We start from the raw sequence: 20,923 nt of genomic DNA, 5'->3' as shown, positions 1-20,923 counted from the left end.
ACGATGCCTTCCGGGAACTAACGCTTACGCATTCACCCACGCCAGGGTAAATCCATCCCACCCTTTAACGCCTACGGTCTGTATCGCGGTCGCGGTCAGCCGTGGGTCTTCGCCCAGCATCTCAATAAAGGTTCTGACGCCCTGAACCCTTGCGTCATCACTCTGTGGGTTGGTCACTTCACCGTCGCGAACCACATTATCACCAATGATTAACGTACCGGGGCGGGAATAGCGCAGCGCCCAGCGCAGGTAATCCGGGTTGCTCGGTTTGTCGGCATCAATGAAAATCAGATCAAACGGCGGATGTTCGCCCAGTTGTTCAAGGGAATTGAGTGCAGGGCCTTCAATAAGTTTTACTCGCTCAGCCACTCCTGCCAGTTGCAGATTCTGCCGGGCAATACTGGCGTGATGCGCGTCGGCTTCCAGCGTCAACAATTCCCCGTCGGTCGGTAATTCGCGCGCCATCCAGATGGTGCTGTAGCCACCGAGAGTCCCTATCTCAAGGATACGTTTAGCCCCCGTCATGCGCACAAAAAGGGCCAGTAACTGGCCCTGGTTGGCCGCCACATCAAAGGCGGGAAGCCCTGCCTGCTGGTTATTCACCAACACCTGCTCAAGGATGTCATCTTTTGGGATGAGTTTTTCAATCAGATAGTTATCAACATTGGACCACTGTTTCTGCATAACATAACTCCCTAGTTAATCGTGCACTGCGGGCGTGGACCATCCACCGCCGAGTGCGCGATATAAATCGATTTGTGCCAGTAACAGGTTACTTTTGGCCTGAACGACGCTGAGCTGCGCGGAGAAGAGCGTGCGTTGGGCATCAAGCTCATCAAGATAGGACGAGTAACCATTGCGATAGCGGTTTTGCGCAATGCGTAATGCCTCCTGCGCGACCAGCGTCTGCGCCTGCAATTCCGCCAGTTGTTCCTGCAAATGCGTTATCGCATCCAGACTGTCGTTGACCTCTTTAAAGGCATTTCTTACCGTCTTTTCATAGGCATACAGTGCCTGGTTTCGTTGTGACGCCGTCACGTCTACCTGCGCATTCAGCGCCTGACGATTAAGCAACGGAGCAAGAATACTGCCGCCAACACTCCATAGCTGGAGCGGGTTATCCAACAAGCCGGGCAGGGTTCTGTCCTGAATGCTGCCCGTGGCGGTGAGATTGATGGATGGCAGCAAACTGGCGCGCGCGGAAGCCAGCGTAGCATCGGCGGCGATCAACTGTTGCTCCGCCTGGGCAATATCCGGGCGACGATTAAGCAGTGACGATGGCAGGTTTGACGGGATGCTCAGCGGCGTGAGTTGATCGAGTTCATTTTGCCGGGCGATGCTGCCAGGGTTGGCGCCAATGAGCAGACTAAGCGCATTTTCCTGCTGGGCGATTTGGTGACGTAAACCGGGAATTTGTGCCCGCGTCGCGCGCATCTCAGAATCTGACTGCATCAGTTCCAACCGTGAGCTGTATCCCGTTTCATACTGACGCTGCGCCAGCCTGAACGCTTCTTCCCGGGCTTTTAAGGTCGATTCTGTTACCCGTAATTGATTATCAAGCGAAAGCAGACTGACATAGCCGGAGGCAACCGAGGCGGCGACGGTTAAATCAGCCGCTGCGGCTGCGGCTTTTTGTGCCGCCAGCGAGGCCTGTGCGGCATCGCTGGTAGTGCGATGAACGCCCCAGATATCCACATCGTAACTGGCCGTGAGCGTGCCTTTATACAAGGTGCTGTAGATAGGCAGGCCGGTGGCCGCAGACTGGCTCCGGGCGCGCGTGCCGCTCACACCGGCACTGAGCGAAGGAAAAAGACTGCCCTCTGTGCCGTAAACCCGTGCCTGGTACTCATTGACCCGCTCACGGGCAATCAGCACGTCACTGTTATAGCGCAGCGCCTGGTCTACATAACCGTTGAGCGCATTATCGTGAAAATTGCGCCACCAGACCTTTTCGACCGGGCTCGACGGACCAACGGCACTCCGCCAGGCCGCCGGGATCTGTAACGTGGGTTTCGCCGGTTTTACATCAACAGACTGACACGCCGTCAGCAGCAGACAGGTGAGTGCCACGAGAGGACGCACGGTCATTGCTTCGCCTCCCGGGTATCGATATGGACCTGTACCGACATGCCGGGGCGCAGGCGGGCGACATCTTCTTCTTTGCCGTTCACTTCAATGCGCACCGGGATACGCTGGGCGATTTTCACAAAGTTGCCCGTGGCATTGTCCGGTGAGATGGCGCTGAATTCCACGCCAGTCGCCGGAGAGATACTCTCCACACGACCTTCAAACGCTTTACCGTCGAGCGCATCGACGGTGAATCGTACCGGCTGACCAGGATGAACATTCGCCAGTTGCGTCTCTTTAAGATTGGCGATAACCCAGCGTTGGGCGGGGACCAGCGACGTCAGATGTGTCCCGGCGGTGACATACGCCCCCAGTCTGACGCTAATTTGCCCAAGCTGGCCGTCGCGCGGGGCGACAATGCGGGTGTTTTGCAGGTCGATATCTGCCAGTTCAAGCGCCGCTTTGGCATTTTCCACATCCGCTTCCAGGGAGCCGCGATTAACGATAGTGGTTTGCAGATCCTGACGGGAGACGTCAAGGGTGGCCTGTGCCTGCGCAATACTGGCATTGCCCTGCGCCGCGCTGGCGAGAGCCGCGTCGCGTTCACGAACAGAGAGCGAACCGTCTTCACTCAGGGCTTTTACGCGTTTAAGGTTCGCCTGCGACTGGATATTCTGCGCTTTCGCACTGGCCAGCGCTGCCTCGTTACGCTGAATCACCGCCTCGGCACTTTTCCGTTGCTGAATATTGTTATTCAGCGCGGCGATTTTCATTGCCAGTTGTGCCTGTGCCTGATGGACGCGCTGACGATAAATACGATCATCAATCTGCATCAGCAGGTCGCCTTTTTTCACCCTGGCGAAATCCTGAACGTTGACCTGCGTAATATAGCCGTTCACCTGAGGACTGATGAAGGTCGTCAGACCGCGCACATAGGCGTTATCGGTAAACTGGGTTTGCCGGGTAAAAGGGGGCAACTGCCAGGCATAAAGAATCACCAGTACGCCAACAATGCCAATAGCGGCAGCGGCGAAAATTGACACAACACGCAGGTTACTGCGGGTATTTGCCCGCTCTTTGGCGGCATCCTGCTGGCTCATAGATACTCCAGTAAAGTTAACACTCTTATTTTTTGGTTCCGGTTGCCTGTCTTAGTACGATACGCGCGGTGATACGCAGGCGTAGCAGTCGCCAGAATATCCACACCAGGGTGGCTGCCGCGACGGAGGCGGTTAACAGATAAGTATCGTTATAAGCGAGAATATTCGCTTCCAGGGTTGAGACGTTTTGCAGTTGTGTGGCGGCCTGTACGCTCAGTAACGTACTGTCACCGATCATGCTCTGGTACATCTGGCTGTAGAGTTGCAGTCGTTCATTGACCAGTGGGTTAAGCGTGGTGAGCTGGTCGGCAAGCAGGCTGGAGTGGTATTTCTCACGCCAGGTCTGGAATGTCCCCAGAATGGCAGAGCCCAGTAGGCCGCCAATATTCTGGCTCATCCCAAACAGTACCGAAAAGCTGACCAGATTACGCGGATCGGCTACCACGCCGCCGATCCCGGCCAGCATAGCGGGCGCGAGGAAGAAGGCGCTGCCAAAACCGAGCAAAAACTGGCTTATCATCAGTTGGTCCGGGCGCGTCAGGCTGGTTGACTGGCTGTCCATCAGCGAGGCAATGATCATCAATACCAGCGAGGTAACGATAGGCCAGGACAGGCGTTGGGGCTTGATCGTCAGGCAACTGGCGATAATGCCGCAGATAATCCCGGCAAGAATAGACCACGCAAGGTTGGTCATCTGTTCGTTCTGCAAACCGACATACTGCAACCAGCCAAACACACCGGTGTTTTGCTCTGCCAGCACGATACGGATTAACAGCATGATTAAACCAAGCCGCACAATGCTTCCGCTGGAGAGCCAGCGCGTATTTAAGAGCGGATTGCTGCGGTTATGCTCGAACACAATAGCACTCACGATTAGCACCACCGCCAGCGCCAGTGACCAGCCAATCCACGGTGCTTCAAACCACCAGTCGAGACGACCCAGCGACAGTACTGCGCAAATCAGCGCCATACCGGGCGCCAGCAAAAAGAAGGTAATAAAATCCTTCTTTTCAAAAACTTTCTTGCGATCGCCGGGCGGAAGTTTGAGCATTATCACGCAGGCGAGGGAGATCAGCGCCAGACCCAGTTCGAAAAAGTACAGGCCACGCCATTCATCAAGTTGCAGGAGTTCGGTGGAAAACAGCCTCGCGATGGGAATGGCCAGCGACGAACCGGTGATGCCGATCGTCAGGGCTTTCAGTCGATGACGAGCAGGCCAGGCCTGAATTTGATAATAGATCCCAAGCGAACTGAGTGCGGCAGCGACCATGCCATGGGCCGCGCGCACCAGGAGCGCCGAACTGAGATCGTTAACGAAGAGGTGAAAGAAGGTCACCAGTACGTACAGCACCAAAAACCCTTCGGTAAAGGCGCGCAGCCCAAACTGCTGGCGGAACTTGACCAGCAGCAGGTTAATAGACACATTCGTCATTACGTAGACGGCGGGCAGCCAGGCAATTTCCGTCGACCAGGCGGCAAAGGTACCTTGCAGGTTTTGCAGATTAGCGGTGACCATGGCATTACCCAGCGCCCCGGTCATACAGACCAGCAGGCCAACGATGCCATAGGCGATACGTTTAGGCGTGCTGTGAAACGGGGTCGAGGGTGATCCCAGAAGCATCGGCTTTTCGTGTGGTGCCCATTCTCGTGGCGCATACGGATCGCTTTTCGGCAGGCGCATTACTTCTTCTCAACCTCAATGAGCAGTTTTTCCAGCACCCGGCGGGTTTGTGCCTGCTCCTCAGGGCTGATGACCGATAAAATTTCTTCGCGCAGGCTATCTGCCACGGTCTTTACCTGATGGTAAAGCGCCATGCCTTGCTCTGTTGCGACCAGCAGGCGTTTACGCTTGTCCTGATCGGTCAGTACGCGCTCTACCAGTTGCTGTTCCACCAGGCGATTAATCAGCGGCACCAGCGTGGCGTTCTCAATGCCCAACTCCTGTGCGAGTTCACTCTGCGACAGCGGGGTTTCATTGCGCGCGATAGCGGCGACCGCAACCCAACTGGCCTGACTCATGCCCAACCCTCGCAGCCGACGGTCAACCGCCAGGCGCCAGTGATGGGCCGTGAGATAAAGCAGGTGAGAAAAAGTGAGGTCGCGGTTATCCATATCGTTTTCTGATGATTAGTTAGATATCTAACGAGTTTATCGTTCACGGCGTGAATATTTCAAGTGTATTAGAAAGCTCAGGTTTTGTTGGAAAGCGTTTAAAGATAACAACGCCCAGGGAAGGGTCGGCATAATGGACGGGATCTTAGGGTGCTTTACGCTGTAGTTACGCTTCACTAAGCTGTACTGAGGCTTAAAAATGGAGGGCTCTTTCCATGATGAATTTTCCCCGCCTGGCTGAACAGACGCTTGCGGCTGCCAATACGCTGGGTCAGTGGCTGGCGCAAAATGATTTTGTTAGCAAGCCGACCCCCGTGCGTGCCGATGCGGTCATCATTCCTGGCCATTCGGTGATTCCAGTGATTGATGCCGCCTGTGCTATAGCTTCGGCTCAGCATATTCCGTTGATCATTAGCGGTGGCATTGGGCACTCCACGCCATTCCTTTACGCCGCGGTTTCCCGGCACTCTGCCTACAATTTAATCCCCACCACGGGGCGCAAAGAGGCGGAAATCATTGCGGATATCGCAGAGAAATTCTGGAAGATTAAGCGCAAAACGATTTTTGTCGAAAAACAGTCGGCGAATTGCGGCGAAAATGCCCGTTTCTCGATAGATATGATGCTGTCGCAGAGCATGAACGTCAAAACCGTATTGATTGTGCAAGATCCCGCCCTGCAGCGCAGAACGATGGCGACATTTGCCCGGGCAAGCCAGGGCTGCGCCAGTGCCCCCCACTGGCTGAGTTACTCAGGGATTACCCCTGAGCTGACGAATACTGCCGATGGTCTGGCTTTTGTCTCCCCGAAAGAAGGGCTATGGCCAGTTGATCGGTATTTATCACTGATTTTGGGCGAAGTACCGCGCTTAAGAGATGACGCGCAAGGATATGGCCCGGCAGGTCGCGATTTTATTGTTCACGTTGATTTTCCCCCGGCGGTTGAGGAAGCGTGGCAGGTTCTTCAGTCCGATGCGCTGCTTTACGAAACGCTGCGCCGGCGTTCGCTGGTTTAAACGATGACCGTTTGCGTCGACGCTGGCGCAAACGGGCAATCAATGTTGGTTTGATGTTATTCCATTGTTGCGTTTATGCTTTTCTTTTATGAGTTGACTCACAAAACTCGCTCTCCACCCTGGGAAACAGACCGTGCACTTGTAGATTTTTAACAATGAGTTCACTTGTTAAAAACAATGTCATTACAGGAGCAGGTCATGACAGCACCCGTACAGCACCCTATGTATATCGATGGTCAATTTGTTACCTGGCAGGGCGACGCCTGGATTGATGTCACCAACCCGGCAACGGAAGCGTTGCTCTCGCGTATCCCGGACGGGACCGCAGAAGATGCGCGCAAAGCGATTGATGCCGCTGATAAAGCGCAGCCTGCGTGGGAAGCATTGCCTGCCATAGAACGCGCCGGGTGGTTACGCAAAATTGCCGCCGGTATTCGTGCCAGAGCGAGCGAAATCAGTGCGCTGATTGTTGCCGAAGGCGGGAAAATCCAGCAACTGGCGGAGGTGGAAGTCAATTTCACCGCCGACTATATCGATTATATGTCGGAGTGGGCGCGTCGCTATGAAGGTGAAATTCTCCAAAGCGACCGTCCCGGCGAAAATATCTTTGTCTTTAAACGTCCGCTGGGTGTTACCACCGGGATCCTGCCATGGAACTTCCCGTTCTTCCTGATTGCCCGCAAACTGGCGCCAGCGCTGATTACCGGCAACACCATTGTCATCAAACCGAGTGAATTTACCCCTAATAACGCCATCGCTTTTGCGCAGATAGTGCATGAAGTGGGTTTACCCAAAGGGGTCTTTAACCTGGTGCTGGGCCGGGGTGAAACCGTGGGCCAGGAGCTGGCGGGCAACCCGAAAGTGGCGATGGTCAGTATGACGGGCAGCGTGGTCGCGGGTGAAAAAATCATGGCCGCGGCGGCGAAAAATATCACCAAAGTCTGCCTCGAACTGGGTGGCAAAGCCCCGGCTATCGTTCTTGACGATGCCGATCTGGAATTAGCGGTGAAAGCCATTGTCGATTCCCGCGTGATCAACACCGGACAGGTCTGTAACTGCGCCGAACGTGTTTATGTGCAAAAAGGCATTTACGACCGTTTTGTTAATCGCCTGGGCGAGGCCATGAAAGCGGTACAATTTGGTGATCCGGGCCAGCGCAATGACATCGCAATGGGGCCATTAATTAACGCCGCTGCCCTTGAGCGCGTGGAATCCAAAGTCGCCCGCGCGGTGTCGGAAGGGGCGCGCGTGGTGCTGGGCGGTAAAGCGGTAGAAGGTAAAGGCTATTTCTACCCGCCAACGCTGCTGCTGGATGTGCGTCAGGAGATGTCCATTATGCATGAAGAGACATTTGGTCCGGTGCTGCCGGTTGTGGCATTCGATACGCTGGAAGAGGCGCTGGCGATGGCCAATGACAGCGATTACGGCCTGACGTCCTCTGTCTATACGCAAAACCTGAATACCGCGATGAAAGCCATTAGAGGGCTTAAGTTCGGCGAAACCTACATTAACCGTGAGAATTTTGAAGCGATGCAGGGCTTCCATGCAGGCTGGCGCAAGTCGGGGATTGGCGGCGCGGATGGTCGTCATGGGCTGGAAGAATATCTGCAAACCCAGATGGTATATCTGCAGGCATAACGGGATATCCCCGGTGGCGCTTCGCTTACCGGGGCTACTCAGGGATACGCAACCACACCGCACACATTTCGCGAGTGGCGCGATCGCGTAGATACTGTGAACGTCTTCTACCTTTTTAGCCACGACTCTTTTTCCCGCATGACAACCACAGCGACATCTTTGGCCCCCCTGGCGCAGAGCGTGCAGCGAGGGGGTTGAGTCCCCGCTGAAATCGGTGAGACGAAGACCCGATGACAAGGTCAGGCCGCCAGGGATGGCGGACTGAGGTTTGTCGAGACAGGACGTCGAGTCAAACCGACCGCAGGCAGCGGGGCGGGAGGCGAACGCAGTGCGAAGCAACGATTTTTTGCGGGGCCGCGGGGATTGTAAAGGGGAACGCGGTGTTCCCCTTTACCCGTTCACGTGTCCGAAGGTGACATTTCGCTATGAATATACGGTGAACGGAACCCACCACCTGCGCTGCATATACCCCTCACCCTGACCCTCTCCCACAGGGCGAGGGGACAATTTCGTGCGGCCTGAACGTTTGGTAGCCAGGATAAGGCGGTTCACCGCCACATCCGGGACATCACACAATTCACACCTTTGTTTCAATCCAGTTCATCATCAGATCCGGCCATACCGCGGCAGGTAACCCCTGCGCATCGCGGATTCCAAAACCATGTGCGCCCTGCTCGAAAAGGTGCATCTCAACCGGCACGCCAAGACGACGCAGTGCGCTAAACATCACCACACTATTTTCTACCTTTACCGCCGGGTCATCCACCGCGTGGAGTAAAAAGGTCGGGGGGGTATTACTGTCCGCGCGTTCTTCTAACGAATAATGATGAATCTGCTGCTCCGCAGGCGTATCGCCAATGAGTTCGTGGCGAGATCCGGGATGGTCAATCTCCGCCCGCATGGTAATAACCGGATAAACCAGCGCCATAAACGCCGGACGGGCGCTAAATCCATCAATGTCATCCAGAACCGGATAGACCTTTTCGGCGTAGCGTGTCCCAAGGCTGGCGGCGGCATGGCCCCCTGCGGAAAACCCCATGATGCCAAGTCGCTCCGGGTCAAGCTGCCATTCCTGCGCCCGCGCCCGCAGGGTTCGCATCGCGCGCTGAACATCGGCAAGCGGGGCGTTGGCACCTTCGGTATGACCGTCACCCGGAAGGCGATAGGTCATCACAAAGAGTGTGTACCCCCGGGCATTGAAGAAGGGCGCCAGGGCGCTGCCTTCTTTATCGAGTACCACGCGGCGATACGAACCGCCAGGCGTCACGAGGATACCAACCCCATTGGGGTTTTCCGGCGCGTAAACGGTAATTTGTGGCGCACGAACGCCGGTGACAGAACGGTCAAACGCTGACGGGCCAGTATGATTTTCTTCCAGTTGAAAAACCGTCGGGCTGGCAATGGCGCCAGGCGCTTCGCCCTGCGGCCAGACGGGAAATGTCGCGCAACGATCTACCGCGTCTTGCATTAGGGCAACTAACTCTTGCGTACTGATGTGCTTCACGCCGTATCTCCACAAATTGAAACGGTGGTTTATATCACAGGCATCAACCAGAAAATGTGGGCGAGGTGGGAAAAGCGGGTGGCAAAACCACCCGCTTCATAACTTAGAGTTGGCGGTATTTTTCCAGAACGCGAACCAGTTGGGTGACAAAGCCATATTCGTTATCGTACCAGGAAACCGTTTTGACTAATTGCAGGTCGCCCACCTCGGTGATTTCGGTCTGCGTGGCGTCAAACACCGAACCGAAATGGCTGCCAATCACGTCAGAAGAGACAATCTCTTCGTCGGTATAGCCGAAGGATTCGTTATTCTCGGTGGCTTTCTTGAGCGCCTGATTAACGTCGTCCGCAGTGACTTTTTTGCCGAGAACGGAAACCAGCTCTGTGACGGAACCGGTTTTAACCGGTACGCGTTGAGCATGACCTTTCAGCTTACCGCTCAGGTCTGGAATGACCAGACCAATCGCTTTAGCTGCCCCTGTGGTATGCGGAATGATGTTTTCCGCAGCGGCACGGGAGGCACGAAGATCCTTCCCACGAGGTCCATCTACCAGTGCCTGGGTGCCAGTATAGGCATGGATAGTGGTCATCGTACCCACCTTAATGCCAAAGCTGTCGTGCAGTGCTTTTGCCATCGGGGCAAGGCAGTTGGTGGTGCAAGAGGCAACGGAAATAATGGTGTCCTGGGGGGTAATCGTGTCGTCATTGACGTTAAAAACGATGGTCTTCATCTCGCCGGCCGGGGCAGAGATCAGCACTTTTTTCGCCCCTGCTTCCAGATGCGCCTGTGATTTTTCGCTGGAGGTATAGAAACCGGTACACTCCACGATGATCTCAGCGCCTGCGCTGCGCCAGGGAATGTGTTTCGCCTCTTTTTCTGCATAAACGGTGATTTTTTTACCGTCGACGATCAACGAATCTTCTGTGAAGTCCACGCTCCAGCGGAACGGGCCGTAGTTTGAGTCGTGCTTTAACAGATAAGCCAGCACTTTCGGGGAGGTCAGATCGTTGATAGCAACAACTTGCGCATCGCTGCCCACTTCGAGCAAACGGCGCAATACCAGACGACCAATACGCCCGAAACCATTAATGCCAATTTTACTCATCACTCTTCTCCATCGGGTTCAAAAAATCACTTCACCAGGCATAGCCTGGGTTACACACAACGGCAAATGACAGCTTCTCATCCAGACGTAAGCGATTGATAATTGATAAAGAAAAGTTAATGAATTTTTAAGAAAAGCCCGGTATGTTGGCTTTTCTTCTGTTTCGTTTCAGGATTTTCATATGCGCAGCAACTATTCCGGGCTTCAAATTGCTATACACTGGCTGGTGTTTCTTCTGGTCATTGTCACGTATTGCGCCATGGAGTTTCGTGGTTTTGCGCCGCGCGACTGGCGCCCCTATTTCAATATTGTCCATGTCTCCTGCGGCATCACTATTTTGGTATTGATGATCGCACGCCTGTTGGTACGTCTGAAAAGCCCGACACCGGACATCGTGCCGAAACCGTCACCGATGCTGACCGGACTGGCGCATCTTGGCCACCTGATCATTTACCTGCTATTTATCGCTCTGCCGATTCTGGGCCTGTTAATGATGTATAACCGCGGCGGTAACTGGATTGCTTTTGGTTTGTCGATGCCGCATGCAGCTGAAGCCAATTTCGATCTGGTTGATATGCTTAAGGAATATCATGAGACGCTGGCGATGTTTGGTTATTATGTCATCGCTCTGCATGCTTTGGCCGCGCTTGCACACCATTATTTCTTCAAAGACAACACGTTATTGCGCATGATGCCGAAGAAACGTGTATAAATATAAATGCGATAGCGGTGTCATCATGCCGTTATTTTTAAGCCTCGCCTGGTTGCGGGGCTTATTTTTTGCTTAAAAGAAATGTGATCGTCTTTGGTTTTTCACCGAGAAAGCAGGGCGGCTATCACATTTTGGGCGTTAGTTGCTGTGCGAAATTCGAACTGTCAGTGTAGATAGTATATCTATTATAGAAACACTGTCATAAATGGAGGGGCTATGACACAGCCTGCACAGCAATCTCTCGAACGGACGGTTTTGTCGGAGGATGCCACTACGTCACGCAAATTACGTAAAGTTCTGCTGGCCACGGGCGTCGGCCATTTCGTCGAATGGTTCGATTTTGGTCTCTACGGAACACTCGCGGCCATCATCGGTTTACAATTCTTCCACGCGGAAAATCCCAGCGTGGCGCTGTTGTCATCGTTCGCCGTCTTTGGCGCGGGCTTTGTCATGCGCCCACTCGGCGGTCTGTTTTTTGGTTCTCTTGGCGATCGGAAAGGGCGGCAAAAAGTCCTTGCTACCGTCATTCTTCTGACCTCCGGCGCGACCTTTGTGATGGGGTTGCTGCCGACCTATCAGCAGATTGGTATTACGGCCACCGTGTTGCTGGTGATAACCCGCCTCGTGCAGGGCTTTGCCGCCGGTGGTGAAAGTTCCGGTGCAACAACCTACCTGGCAGAATACGCGCCCGTTAACAAACGCGGCTACTTTACTTGCTGGATAGATAACTTCGGCTTTATGGCATTTGTGGCAGGCTCCGGGTTGGTCTTTCTGTTGACGGCATTTCTGGGCGAAAGCGCCATGAATGACTGGGGCTGGCGAATCCCGTTCCTTATCGCCGGGCCATTAGGCTGGGTTGGTCTTTATCTGCGAACGCATCTGGAAGATTCACCCGAGTTCCTGGAAGCGAAAAAACAGGGGCAAACGGATGCCACACCGCTGCGTTCTGCGGTGACCCATGCCTGGGCGGCGCTGCTTTTCTGCGTGGGATTTGTGGTCATCAAAGCGGTTGGTCACTGGACGCTGCAAACCTTTATGCCTGGTTACCTTTCAACAGAGTTGCACTACTCAAAGCTGGATTCGTATGCCATCACCACGATAGGCCTGTTTTCGGTCGCGGTACTGGTACCCTTTATGGGCTATTTATCCGATAAATTTGGCCGTAAGCCGTTGATGCTGACGGGATGTGCCGGTTTCATTCTGCTGAGTTACCCGGCGATGATGCTCATGGCCAACGGTGATATGTTCTCAGCGGTGCTGGCAATGGTGATGCTCGGCGCATTTATTGCGGCCTTTGACGGTGCCTGCAGCGCGGCGATGGCGGAGCTCTTTCCCACCAGTGTACGTTATGGCGGGTTGTCCATTGCCTACAATTTCGCAGTCGCCTTCTTTGGTGGTATTACGCCGTGGTTCTCTATCTGGCTGATAAGCTCGACGGGGGATAAATTCTCTCCGGCGTATTATGTGATGGCCGCTGCGTTGATTACCTTCCTGACAGTCCTGCGCGCTCGCGAAACGGCTGGCCTGCCCCTGAAACGTTAACAGGTCGCCCGGTAGCCATGTTGCTACCGGGTGTTTATCTTTCGTGCCAAATGCGATCAATAAGTGATCTCTCGATCGGTTTTGTCGATCAATAATATATTTTTATTTGATTAATCCTTTCAATGGCATAGACTCAATTCTGTTCTGCCTGTTAGGCCAACACCAGAAAAGGCAGAACATGTTGCCCTGGCAAGACCTACGCGGTCTTTCAGCTGGCTCAAGGATGGCGTAATAGTTCTTGCCAGGGCGACACCCTTATATCCAGCCATGATATTTTACCGTGGCCGTGCTTTATTCATGTCGGTATGTTATTGAATGAGATTGAACAGAACCGACGTTGATAACGCACCTTAAAGGAACACGTTATGCTGGAATTGAGACCTGGCTGCGAATGCTGCAATATCGATCTTCCCCCCGATTCCACCCAGGCGCGCATTTGCTCGTTTGAATGCACATTTTGTGAGGATTGCGCGCAGAAGATGGCAATGCGCTGCCCGAACTGCGGCGGTGAACTGGTCAGCAGACCCCGCAGGCCGGCGGCAAAACTGGTGAATAACCCGCCATTAACAACCCGTATTTTTAAACCACAGGGTTGCGCTTAATTGCTTACGCACCGGTGAGATTCCGGGCGTAATAATGCATCGCTTTTTGATAGCGTTTAATATTCTCTGTCGGTGGATGCTGTGCAAGGAGTTCCAGCATCATCGACATCGCCTTATCGTGTTCGCCAAGGTTATGCAGGCAGAGGGCATAAAACGGGATAATTTCCGTTGCCTCTGGCCAGGTTGCCAGTGTTTCGGCAAAACGGGCTTTGGCTAAAGTGTATTTCCCCAGACACCGGTAAGTGCAGGCGAGGCCAAATAGCGCTTCAAATTTGTCTTCTCCTTCAAGCCCTGCCTCTAAAGCGGCTTGATAATATATTTCCGCTTTATCCTCAATGCCCTGGTTGTCCCAGGACCAGGCAATATTGAGCAGCGCGCGCGCCTTCAATTCCTCAATATTAATAAGGCCTTCAAGTAATTCACGGCTTTTTTCATATTCGCCCCCCTTACGCAGAGCAATGGCGGTGTGCAGGTTCTTTTCCATCGGTTCTTTTTCAAAGCCTCAGCCAGATTTACGTCATCCCCGACAGTAAAATGAATAACAGGAAAGAGAAAGATGATTTTCCTCGATACACGGCATCATGGATGCTTACCTTGCGTTCGCGCTGAGATGTGCTTTGGTTGAATAAAGTGACAGTCGTGAGGACAAATAAGGAAGCGAGAAATGGTGACTGATTTATTGCTACGTGTGGCACTGGCGGGGTTACTTGGCGGGCTTATTGGTCTTGAACGTCAGTTGCGCGCTAAAGACGCTGGATTAAGAACGCATGTTCTTGTCGGGATTGGTAGCGCGCTGTTTATGATTGTCTCCAAATATGGTTTTGAGGATATTTTGCAGGAGAATCATGTGGCTCTGGATCCCAGCAGGGTAGCGGCACAGGTGGTCAGTGGCGTGGGGTTTCTGGGGGCCGGGACCATTATTATTCAAAAGCAGATCGTCAAGGGGCTGACCACAGCGGCAGGGATGTGGGTCACATCAGCCATTGGGCTGGTTATTGGCAGCGGAATGTATGCCATTGGCATCTATGGCGCATTTATGACGCTTTTCGTGCTCGAAGTCTTCCGGCAGTTAAGTCATCATTTTTTGAGCAAGCATTATGGCGTGCAGATAAAACTGAAACCGGAAAGTGTACCCATCGTTTTGGTCGCGTTGCAGGAGAGGAACGTTAAATTTGCCTTTCGCTCCCTGAAAAATAGCCAGACGGGCGATAAAACAAGCGAATTGTTTCTCGTGTTAACGCTACGCCCCGGTACGCCAATAAGCGATATTGGCGCGGATTTATCCCGCATTGAAGGTGTGAAATCGCTGGCGGTTAAATGAAAACCAGAGTGGCTTATGGCGAAAACGCCTGTGCGCCAGGATGGCGATCCTGGCGCAATATGAGACTAAACCACTCGGAACGTTCCTACTGTTTGTGTCAACGTTGACGCCTGTTCCTCCAGAGAGGCCGCAGCCGCTGCGGCTTGTTCAACTAACGCGGCGTTTTGCTGCGTTACGTCGTCCATCTGGTTCACTGCCACTCTGATATGTTCAATGCCGGAAGATTGTTCTCCGGATGCCGATGAGATTTCGGCCATCAATGAAGAGACTTCACGAATAGAGGCCATGATTTCATCCATCGTGGAGCCAGCCTGACCGACCAGTGTCGTGCCTTCTGATACTTTGGCACTTGACGCTTCTATCAACGCTTTTATTTCCTTTGCAGCGGTCGCGCTTCGCTGCGCAAGTCCCCGGACTTCACTGGCGACGACAGCAAAACCACGACCTTGTTCTCCTGCTCTTGCCGCTTCAACTGCCGCATTTAATGCCAGAATATTCGTCTGGAAAGCGATCCCCTCGATGGTCGCGATGATATCAACGATGTGTTGCGAACTGTCAGAAATAGAGCTCATTGTAGTAATAACATTTTGCACTACCTTGCCACCACGCTCCGCGACAGACGAGGCAGTGGCTGCCAGCGTACTGGCATGCTGCGCGTTAGATGTGTTTTGGCGCACCGTTGCCGTTAGTTGTTCCATGCTGGCCGAGGTCTCGATGAGTGATGCGGCTTGCTCCTCAGTCCGGCTCGATAAATTGGTATTCCCGATCGCCACTTCTCTGGCGGCCTCGTCAATTGACGCGGCAGAATCCTGAATTTTTTCGACAAGGGAACGTAACTGTATCTGCATGGCATCCAGCGCGTTAAGAAGTTGCCCGGTTTCATCACGGGAGTGCCCTTTAATCGAAGACGTTAAATCACCTTGCGCAATTGACTCTGCGGCTTTTACTGCAATCTGCAACGGCGCAGTAATGATACGCGCAACAATAATGCACAGTGCCACAGCAATAATCACGCTCAGGAGGGCGCCAAAAAGAAGAATAGAGCGGGTTTGCGTCTCAGTAGATTTCACGGTCTCTTGCCTGACGAGTAGTAATGCACTTTCCGCATTAATCATCTCATCAATTATGCCGCGCATAGTGTCCATCTGACTTTTGCCTGTGTTCGCTTCGAAACTGGCATTAAAGTCATCAATACTCATCTTTTGGTTCACGACTTCCCGGCGGTGGTTAATAATTTTCTCGGCGACATCGTGTAACCACAGCGAATACTGTTCAGAAAGGTGTTTTAGGCGCTCTTGCTGAGCGGGATTGTCGGCGGTAAATTCTTTAAGTGCGTCCCAGTGGCTGGAAAAAGATTTCATGCCGATGTTGTAAGGTTCCAGCATCTCCTCTTTACCCGTGAGCGCAAAACCGCGTAATCCGGTTTCCATATTTACCAGGCTTAATGTTAGTGCTCTGTTCTCATCAATGACTTGATAAGTATGCACATTCCAATTGTTTGCGTTAACCAGAGTGGAAAAATTGTAATAAAATACGGCACTTAGCACCAACAAGACCAAAATAATCAAACTAAAAGCCGATGTTAACTTCCGACGGATGTTCATATTCTTAACCATATCTTCCTGCTCCAGCGTGAAACCAAAAAAATAATGCGACTATATAAATGCGCAATAAAACTATTATCGTCATGGTGTTTCATTAATTTATATTTTTGTGGTAAATAAATGAGCCTTGCGTTATACATGGCTATATATCAATAAGTTGGCGGAGGCGGGATCTTTTAAAAAAGAGGGCTATTAACATTGTTGATTTTTATTATTTAGCGAGCCTAAATTAATTCAAAGTATGGCTAAACTTATTTCGATAATATATTACTATTATTCTTCACTCACACATATTGCCGTTTCGCAAGATATATTCCTGTGCGTACGAAGAACGCAACAAAATTGCACATGTATTGCTTAAAAATATGTCGGTTGTAGATGACGCTATACTATGGCGTTTATCCTGGGTCGGGATAATTATCACCCAAGCGGGAAAGAGCAGAGGGAATACGCTCACTTTCGGCTTTTCCGATGGTGCTGTCGGTGCAGGTCAATCCCCATACAATTCAACCAGTGAGTCATTGACACGCGAAGGCCAGCCTGTGTGCCGGCTGTTTTATTTGATAACGCAACACATTAATTTTACAGCAAGACATCGAATCATGTACCATACCCCCCAATAGTATAAAAAGGAGTGGCTATGCCGCATTCACCTGAAGATAAAAAACGTATCCTCACACGGGTTCGTCGTATCCGTGGGCAGGTCGACGCACTGGAGCGCGCGCTGGAAAACGGCGATCCCTGCATTGCCATCCTGCAACAGATCGCTGCCGTACGCGGTGCAGCTAACGGTCTGATGGGGGAAATGGTGGAGATACACCTGAAAGATGAACTGGTCAGTGGTGATACTACGCCCGATCAGCGCGCCGCCCGTATGGCGGAAGTCGGTCATCTTTTACGCTCTTATCTAAAATAAATTCTAACGTACACCTAAAAAGGAAGTGTCTGATGAAATCACGTGCTGCTGTTGCGTTTGGGCCGGGTCAACCGCTCAAAATTGTTGAGATTGATGTCGCACCGCCGAAAAAAGGCGAAGTTCTGGTACGCATCACCCACACCGGCGTTTGCCATACCGATGCCTTTACCCTTTCAGGTGATGATCCGGAAGGTGTATTCCCGGCGGTCCTGGGCCACGAAGGCGGCGGCATTGTTGTGGAGGTCGGTGAAGGGGTGACCAGCCTGAAACCCGGCGATCACGTTATTCCGCTGTACACCGCAGAATGTGGCGAGTGCAAGTTCTGTAAATCCGGTAAAACGAACCTTTGTCAGGCCGTTCGCGCCACGCAGGGTAAAGGTCTGATGCCAGATGGCACCACCCGTTTCTCCTACAATGGTGAGCCAATTTACCACTACATGGGCACCAGTACGTTTAGTGAATACACGGTGGTGGCAGAAATCTCCCTGGCAAAAGTCAACCCGCAGGCGCCGCTGGACAAAGTCTGCCTGCTGGGCTGCGGTGTGACCACCGGTATTGGTGCGGTACACAACACGGCGAAAGTGAAAGAGGGCGACACCGTTGCAGTCTTCGGCCTGGGCGGGATTGGTCTGGCGGTTATTCAGGGTGCGGTTCAGGCCAAAGCCGGTCGTATTATTGCCGTGGATACCAACCCGGATAAATTCACCCTGGCAAAAGAGATGGGAGCCACCGATTTCGTCAATCCTAAGGATTACGAAAAACCGATTCAGGAGGTGATTGTTGAACTGACTGACGGCGGTGTTGATTTCAGCTTTGAATGCATCGGTAATGTGGATGTGATGCGCGCGGCGCTCGAGTGCTGCCATAAAGGCTGGGGCGAAAGCGTCATTATCGGTGTGGCCGGTGCGGGCCAGGAGATCAAAACCCGCCCGTTCCAGTTGGTAACCGGGCGCGTCTGGCGTGGTTCAGCATTTGGTGGCGTAAAAGGGCGTACCCAGTTACCGGAAATGGTGGAGGATGCGATGGCAGGCAAGATCCGTCTCGACCCGTTTATTACCCATCGACTCCCGTTAGATCAGATCAACGACGCCTTCGATCTCATGCATCAAGGTAAGTCCATTCGTACCGTCATTCATTTCGGCGACAAATAAGTAAACGACCTGCCAGTGGTTACGCCGCTGGCATTTTCAATGTCTAAATCTGTGACCCGCCTGACATTTTTCCCCTTAACATAAATCCCACAATTGCCGATACCTTTCTTACAGGCGTGTTTTACGCATCTTATATAAAAGAGAGTCGATAGCCATGGATAACACAGCAGCGATGCACAGACAGCAAGGCATTGGATTTATGCACAATATTCGATTGGTTCCCTTATTTTCCGCTATCCTGAGTGGCATTTTGCTGTTATTTGCGCTGAGTTCCGGGTTAGCAGGGTATTTCTTGATGCAGGCTGACCGGGACCAGCAGGATGTTACGCAAGAAATCCAGGTTCGTATGGGGTTATCTAACAGTTCCAATAACTTACGCATAGCGCGTATCAGCCTGATCCATGCCGGGGCGGCAAGCCGCATTGCGGAAATGGATGATATGAGAAAGAACATTGCGGATGCGGAAAAACGTATCAAGCAAGCGCAAGATGGCTTTAACGCCTATATGGCCCGTGCGGTGAAAACCCCGGAAGATTTAGCGCTTGATGGCGAGCTGACCACGCGTTTTAACGCCTATTTTGACGGTATGCAACCGATGCTGAAATATGCCAAAAACGGCATGTTTGAAGCCATCATCAACCATGAAAATGAGCAGGCACGCGTTTTAGACAGCGCATTTAATGAATACCTGCTTAAAGCCATTCAGATTCGCAGCGATCGCGCGACTCGCCTCGGTGAACTGGCTCACCAACGCACCCAGCTTGGGCTGATCTTTATGGCAGGGGCTTTTGCTATCGCGCTGTTCTTAACGGTCATTACCTTTACCGTATTACGCCGTGTGGTCATTAATCCGTTGCAGCGCGCTGCCAAGCGTATTGAACATATCGCGGCCGGAGACCTTACCGTCGCGGAAGAGGTCACCGGACGCAGTGAGATTGGTCGTCTGACCCACGATTTGCAGTTGATGCAGCACTCCCTGGTGAAAACCGTTACCACTGTGCGTGATGGCGCGGAGGAAATTTATCGCGGGACCAGCGAGATCTCTGCGGGGAACACCGACCTTTCTTCACGTACTGAGCAGCAGGCTGCAGCGATTGAGCAGACCGCAGCTAGTATGGAAGAGCTTACGGCGACTGTGAAACAGAATGCGGACAATGCGCATCATGCCAGCAGCCTGGCGCGTGATGCCTCCGGTAAAGCGACGAAAGGCGGTGAGATTGTTGATGGCGTGGTACAGACCATGGGCAATATCACCTCCAGCTCGAAGAAAATCTCTGAAATTACTGCGGTCATTAACAGTATCGCCTTCCAGACAAATATTCTCGCGTTGAACGCCGCGGTTGAAGCTGCGCGTGCCGGTGAGCAAGGCCGCGGTTTTGCAGTGGTGGCCAGCGAAGTCCGTACACTGGCAAGCCGCAGTGCGCAGGCAGCGAAAGAGATTGAAGCACTGATCAGCGAGTCAGTGAGTTTGATTGATAAAGGCTCAAGTGAAGTCGTGGCCGCAGGTGAAACGATGGATGAGATCGTGACGGCGGTGAAACGCGTTACCGATATCATGCTGGAAATTGCCGCTGCGTCGGATGAGCAGAGTAAAGGGATTACTCAGGTAAGCCAGGCCATCACCGAGATGGATAATGTCACCCAGCAGAACGCCTCACTGGTAGAAGAGGCAACGGCGGCGGCAACGTCTCTGGAAGAGCAGGCTGCGCGTCTTACTGAAGCGGTTGGCGCGTTTCGCGTGCATGGCAGTGGCACAAGCCGTTCGGTGAAATCTTCATCAACCCCGACGAAACCCGTCAGTACTCAGCGCCCTGCGATGGCACATGGCAGCGAGAACTGGGAAACGTTCTAATGGTATGAGGGCCGCTAATGCGGCCCTTTTTATAACTCCCCTTCAAGAAAACTCTCCACTGTATTTATCGAGATTCGTCGCAAAAACACATCATTAATGTTGCTTTTATATGCATATTTGATAGCGTCGCCATGGGTTCAACGGAGGGAACCGGATGAAATACAGTGAGTTCAGACCATGGTGCAAAGGAGATGCCGGAAGGCACAAGAAAAAGATAATCAAAGATCCTGGGCTTTAAAAGGTGAAAATATGTTCAATTATGCCGTGAAATTAACTCAGGATGCAGAAACGCGAGTTTATGAGGTGTCCTGTCGCGATTTACCGCTGATGCACTCGGTAGGAGATACGCCGGAAGAACCGCTCCTAGAGGCCGAAGATGGGATCGTTACCGCTATTTCACTAGAAATGGATATGCGCCGTCCGATTCCGGTGGCGACTCCCGCCAGAGTGGATGAGCGTGTAGTTATCATTCCGGTACTGGTTGCAATGAAGGCTGCGCTTTATAACGCGATGATTGAAACGGGAACTCGTAAAGCCGATCTCGCTCGTCGATTGGGTGTGAACGCGCCGCAGGTTGATCGTCTATTAGATGTAGAACATTCGTCAAAAGTTGAGAAAGTTGAATTTGCCCTTGCGCAATTGGGCCGAAAAATTCAGGTTGAAATACAGATAGCATAGAACCCG

General features: G+C 52.6%; 19 protein-coding genes. 10 read left to right on the top strand and 9 right to left on the bottom strand.

The annotated features are described in order from the left end of the window. Positions 1 to 24 precede the first annotated feature (24 nt). From ACS0RQ_RS14250 to ACS0RQ_RS14230, 5 genes are read right to left on the bottom strand one after another with little or no spacing between them, the layout of a single operon-like run. Positions 25 to 684, bottom strand: coding sequence for an O-methyltransferase (locus ACS0RQ_RS14250; protein ID WP_039076977.1), 660 nt, complete (start codon positions 682 to 684; stop codon positions 25 to 27). A gap of 15 nt (positions 685 to 699) precedes the next feature. Beyond that, positions 700 to 2,088, bottom strand: a complete 1,389-nt coding sequence (locus ACS0RQ_RS14245) for an efflux transporter outer membrane subunit (protein ID WP_271850372.1) — start codon at positions 2,086 to 2,088, stop codon at positions 700 to 702. Beyond that, positions 2,085 to 3,167 carry an HlyD family secretion protein gene (locus tag ACS0RQ_RS14240; RefSeq protein ID WP_271850373.1) on the bottom strand — a complete coding sequence of 361 codons (1,083 nt, stop codon included), beginning with the start codon at positions 3,165 to 3,167 and terminating at the stop codon, positions 2,085 to 2,087. The genes ACS0RQ_RS14245 and ACS0RQ_RS14240 overlap by 4 nt, the downstream gene beginning before the upstream one ends. 25 nt (positions 3,168 to 3,192) lie before the next feature. Beyond that, positions 3,193 to 4,848 (bottom strand): MFS transporter, encoded by a 1,656-nt coding sequence (locus tag ACS0RQ_RS14235; protein ID WP_271850374.1) that lies wholly within the window; start codon positions 4,846 to 4,848, stop codon positions 3,193 to 3,195. Continuing rightward, entirely contained in the window at positions 4,848 to 5,279 is a 432-nt protein-coding gene (locus tag ACS0RQ_RS14230) for a MarR family winged helix-turn-helix transcriptional regulator (RefSeq protein WP_071194114.1), read from the bottom strand. The genes ACS0RQ_RS14235 and ACS0RQ_RS14230 overlap by 1 nt, the downstream gene beginning before the upstream one ends. Before the next feature lie 215 nt (positions 5,280 to 5,494). Here ACS0RQ_RS14230 and ACS0RQ_RS14225 point away from each other — a divergent pair, with 215 nt between their 5' ends. Both ACS0RQ_RS14225 and aldA read left to right on the top strand, forming a co-directional pair. Continuing rightward, the gene (locus ACS0RQ_RS14225; protein WP_271850375.1) at positions 5,495 to 6,292 is read left to right on the top strand and encodes a YdcF family protein; all 798 of its coding nucleotides are present in this window, start codon (positions 5,495 to 5,497) and stop codon (positions 6,290 to 6,292) included. Between the two features lie 198 nt (positions 6,293 to 6,490). After that, the gene (gene aldA, locus ACS0RQ_RS14220) at positions 6,491 to 7,930 is read left to right on the top strand and encodes an aldehyde dehydrogenase (RefSeq protein WP_271850376.1); all 1,440 of its coding nucleotides are present in this window, start codon (positions 6,491 to 6,493) and stop codon (positions 7,928 to 7,930) included. Positions 7,931 to 8,507: 577 nt separating this feature from the next. Here the strand turns inward: aldA and ACS0RQ_RS14215 are convergent. Then, positions 8,508 to 9,398, bottom strand: coding sequence for an alpha/beta hydrolase (locus tag ACS0RQ_RS14215; protein ID WP_420372486.1), 891 nt, complete (start codon positions 9,396 to 9,398; stop codon positions 8,508 to 8,510). Between the two features lie 139 nt (positions 9,399 to 9,537). After that, entirely contained in the window at positions 9,538 to 10,539 is a 1,002-nt protein-coding gene (gene gap, locus ACS0RQ_RS14210) for a type I glyceraldehyde-3-phosphate dehydrogenase (protein WP_039079140.1), read from the bottom strand. Positions 10,540 to 10,720: 181 nt separating this feature from the next. Here gap and cybB point away from each other — a divergent pair, with 181 nt between their 5' ends. From cybB to ACS0RQ_RS14195, 3 genes are all read left to right on the top strand, one after another. Continuing rightward, complete coding sequence (gene cybB / locus ACS0RQ_RS14205; protein WP_271850378.1) at positions 10,721 to 11,251, top strand: cytochrome b561; 531 nt, start codon at positions 10,721 to 10,723, stop codon at positions 11,249 to 11,251. 216 nt (positions 11,252 to 11,467) lie between these two features. Then, a complete protein-coding gene (locus ACS0RQ_RS14200) occupies positions 11,468 to 12,793 on the top strand; it encodes an MFS transporter (RefSeq protein ID WP_271850379.1) in 1,326 nt (441 codons plus the stop codon). 365 nt (positions 12,794 to 13,158) lie between these two features. Beyond that, the gene (locus tag ACS0RQ_RS14195; protein WP_271850380.1) at positions 13,159 to 13,395 is read left to right on the top strand and encodes a DUF1272 domain-containing protein; all 237 of its coding nucleotides are present in this window, start codon (positions 13,159 to 13,161) and stop codon (positions 13,393 to 13,395) included. A 4-nt stretch (positions 13,396 to 13,399) separates the two neighbouring features. Here the strand turns inward: ACS0RQ_RS14195 and ACS0RQ_RS14190 are convergent, their stop codons facing one another. Then, a complete protein-coding gene (locus ACS0RQ_RS14190; RefSeq protein ID WP_271850381.1) occupies positions 13,400 to 13,879 on the bottom strand; it encodes a tetratricopeptide repeat protein in 480 nt (159 codons plus the stop codon). 180 nt (positions 13,880 to 14,059) lie between these two features. Between ACS0RQ_RS14190 and ACS0RQ_RS14185 the strand changes: the two genes are divergently transcribed. Continuing rightward, positions 14,060 to 14,716: an MgtC/SapB family protein gene (locus ACS0RQ_RS14185; protein ID WP_079497497.1), complete on the top strand. Its 657-nt coding sequence runs from the start codon at positions 14,060 to 14,062 to the stop codon at positions 14,714 to 14,716. Positions 14,717 to 14,781: 65 nt separating this feature from the next. Here the strand turns inward: ACS0RQ_RS14185 and ACS0RQ_RS14180 are convergent, their stop codons facing one another. After that, a complete protein-coding gene (locus ACS0RQ_RS14180; RefSeq protein WP_271850382.1) occupies positions 14,782 to 16,332 on the bottom strand; it encodes a methyl-accepting chemotaxis protein in 1,551 nt (516 codons plus the stop codon). Positions 16,333 to 16,960: 628 nt separating this feature from the next. Here ACS0RQ_RS14180 and ACS0RQ_RS14175 point away from each other — a divergent pair. From ACS0RQ_RS14175 to ACS0RQ_RS14160, 4 genes are all read left to right on the top strand, one after another. Continuing rightward, positions 16,961 to 17,236, top strand: coding sequence for a metal/formaldehyde-sensitive transcriptional repressor (locus tag ACS0RQ_RS14175; RefSeq protein ID WP_039079133.1), 276 nt, complete (start codon positions 16,961 to 16,963; stop codon positions 17,234 to 17,236). Between the two features lie 32 nt (positions 17,237 to 17,268). Then, positions 17,269 to 18,387: an S-(hydroxymethyl)glutathione dehydrogenase/class III alcohol dehydrogenase gene (locus tag ACS0RQ_RS14170; protein WP_271850383.1), complete on the top strand. Its 1,119-nt coding sequence runs from the start codon at positions 17,269 to 17,271 to the stop codon at positions 18,385 to 18,387. Between the two features lie 154 nt (positions 18,388 to 18,541). After that, entirely contained in the window at positions 18,542 to 20,239 is a 1,698-nt protein-coding gene (locus tag ACS0RQ_RS14165) for a methyl-accepting chemotaxis protein (RefSeq protein ID WP_271850384.1), read from the top strand. A gap of 249 nt (positions 20,240 to 20,488) precedes the next feature. After that, complete coding sequence (locus tag ACS0RQ_RS14160) at positions 20,489 to 20,917, top strand: type II toxin-antitoxin system HicB family antitoxin (RefSeq protein ID WP_334633218.1); 429 nt, start codon at positions 20,489 to 20,491, stop codon at positions 20,915 to 20,917. Positions 20,918 to 20,923: the final 6 nt, after the last annotated feature.

The sequence above is a fragment of the Phytobacter diazotrophicus genome, from assembly GCF_052061655.1.
Classification (GTDB): Bacteria; Pseudomonadota; Gammaproteobacteria; order Enterobacterales; family Enterobacteriaceae; genus Phytobacter; species Phytobacter diazotrophicus.
Note: the sequence above shows the minus strand (reverse complement) of the source record. Positions and strands in the feature narration are given on the sequence as shown.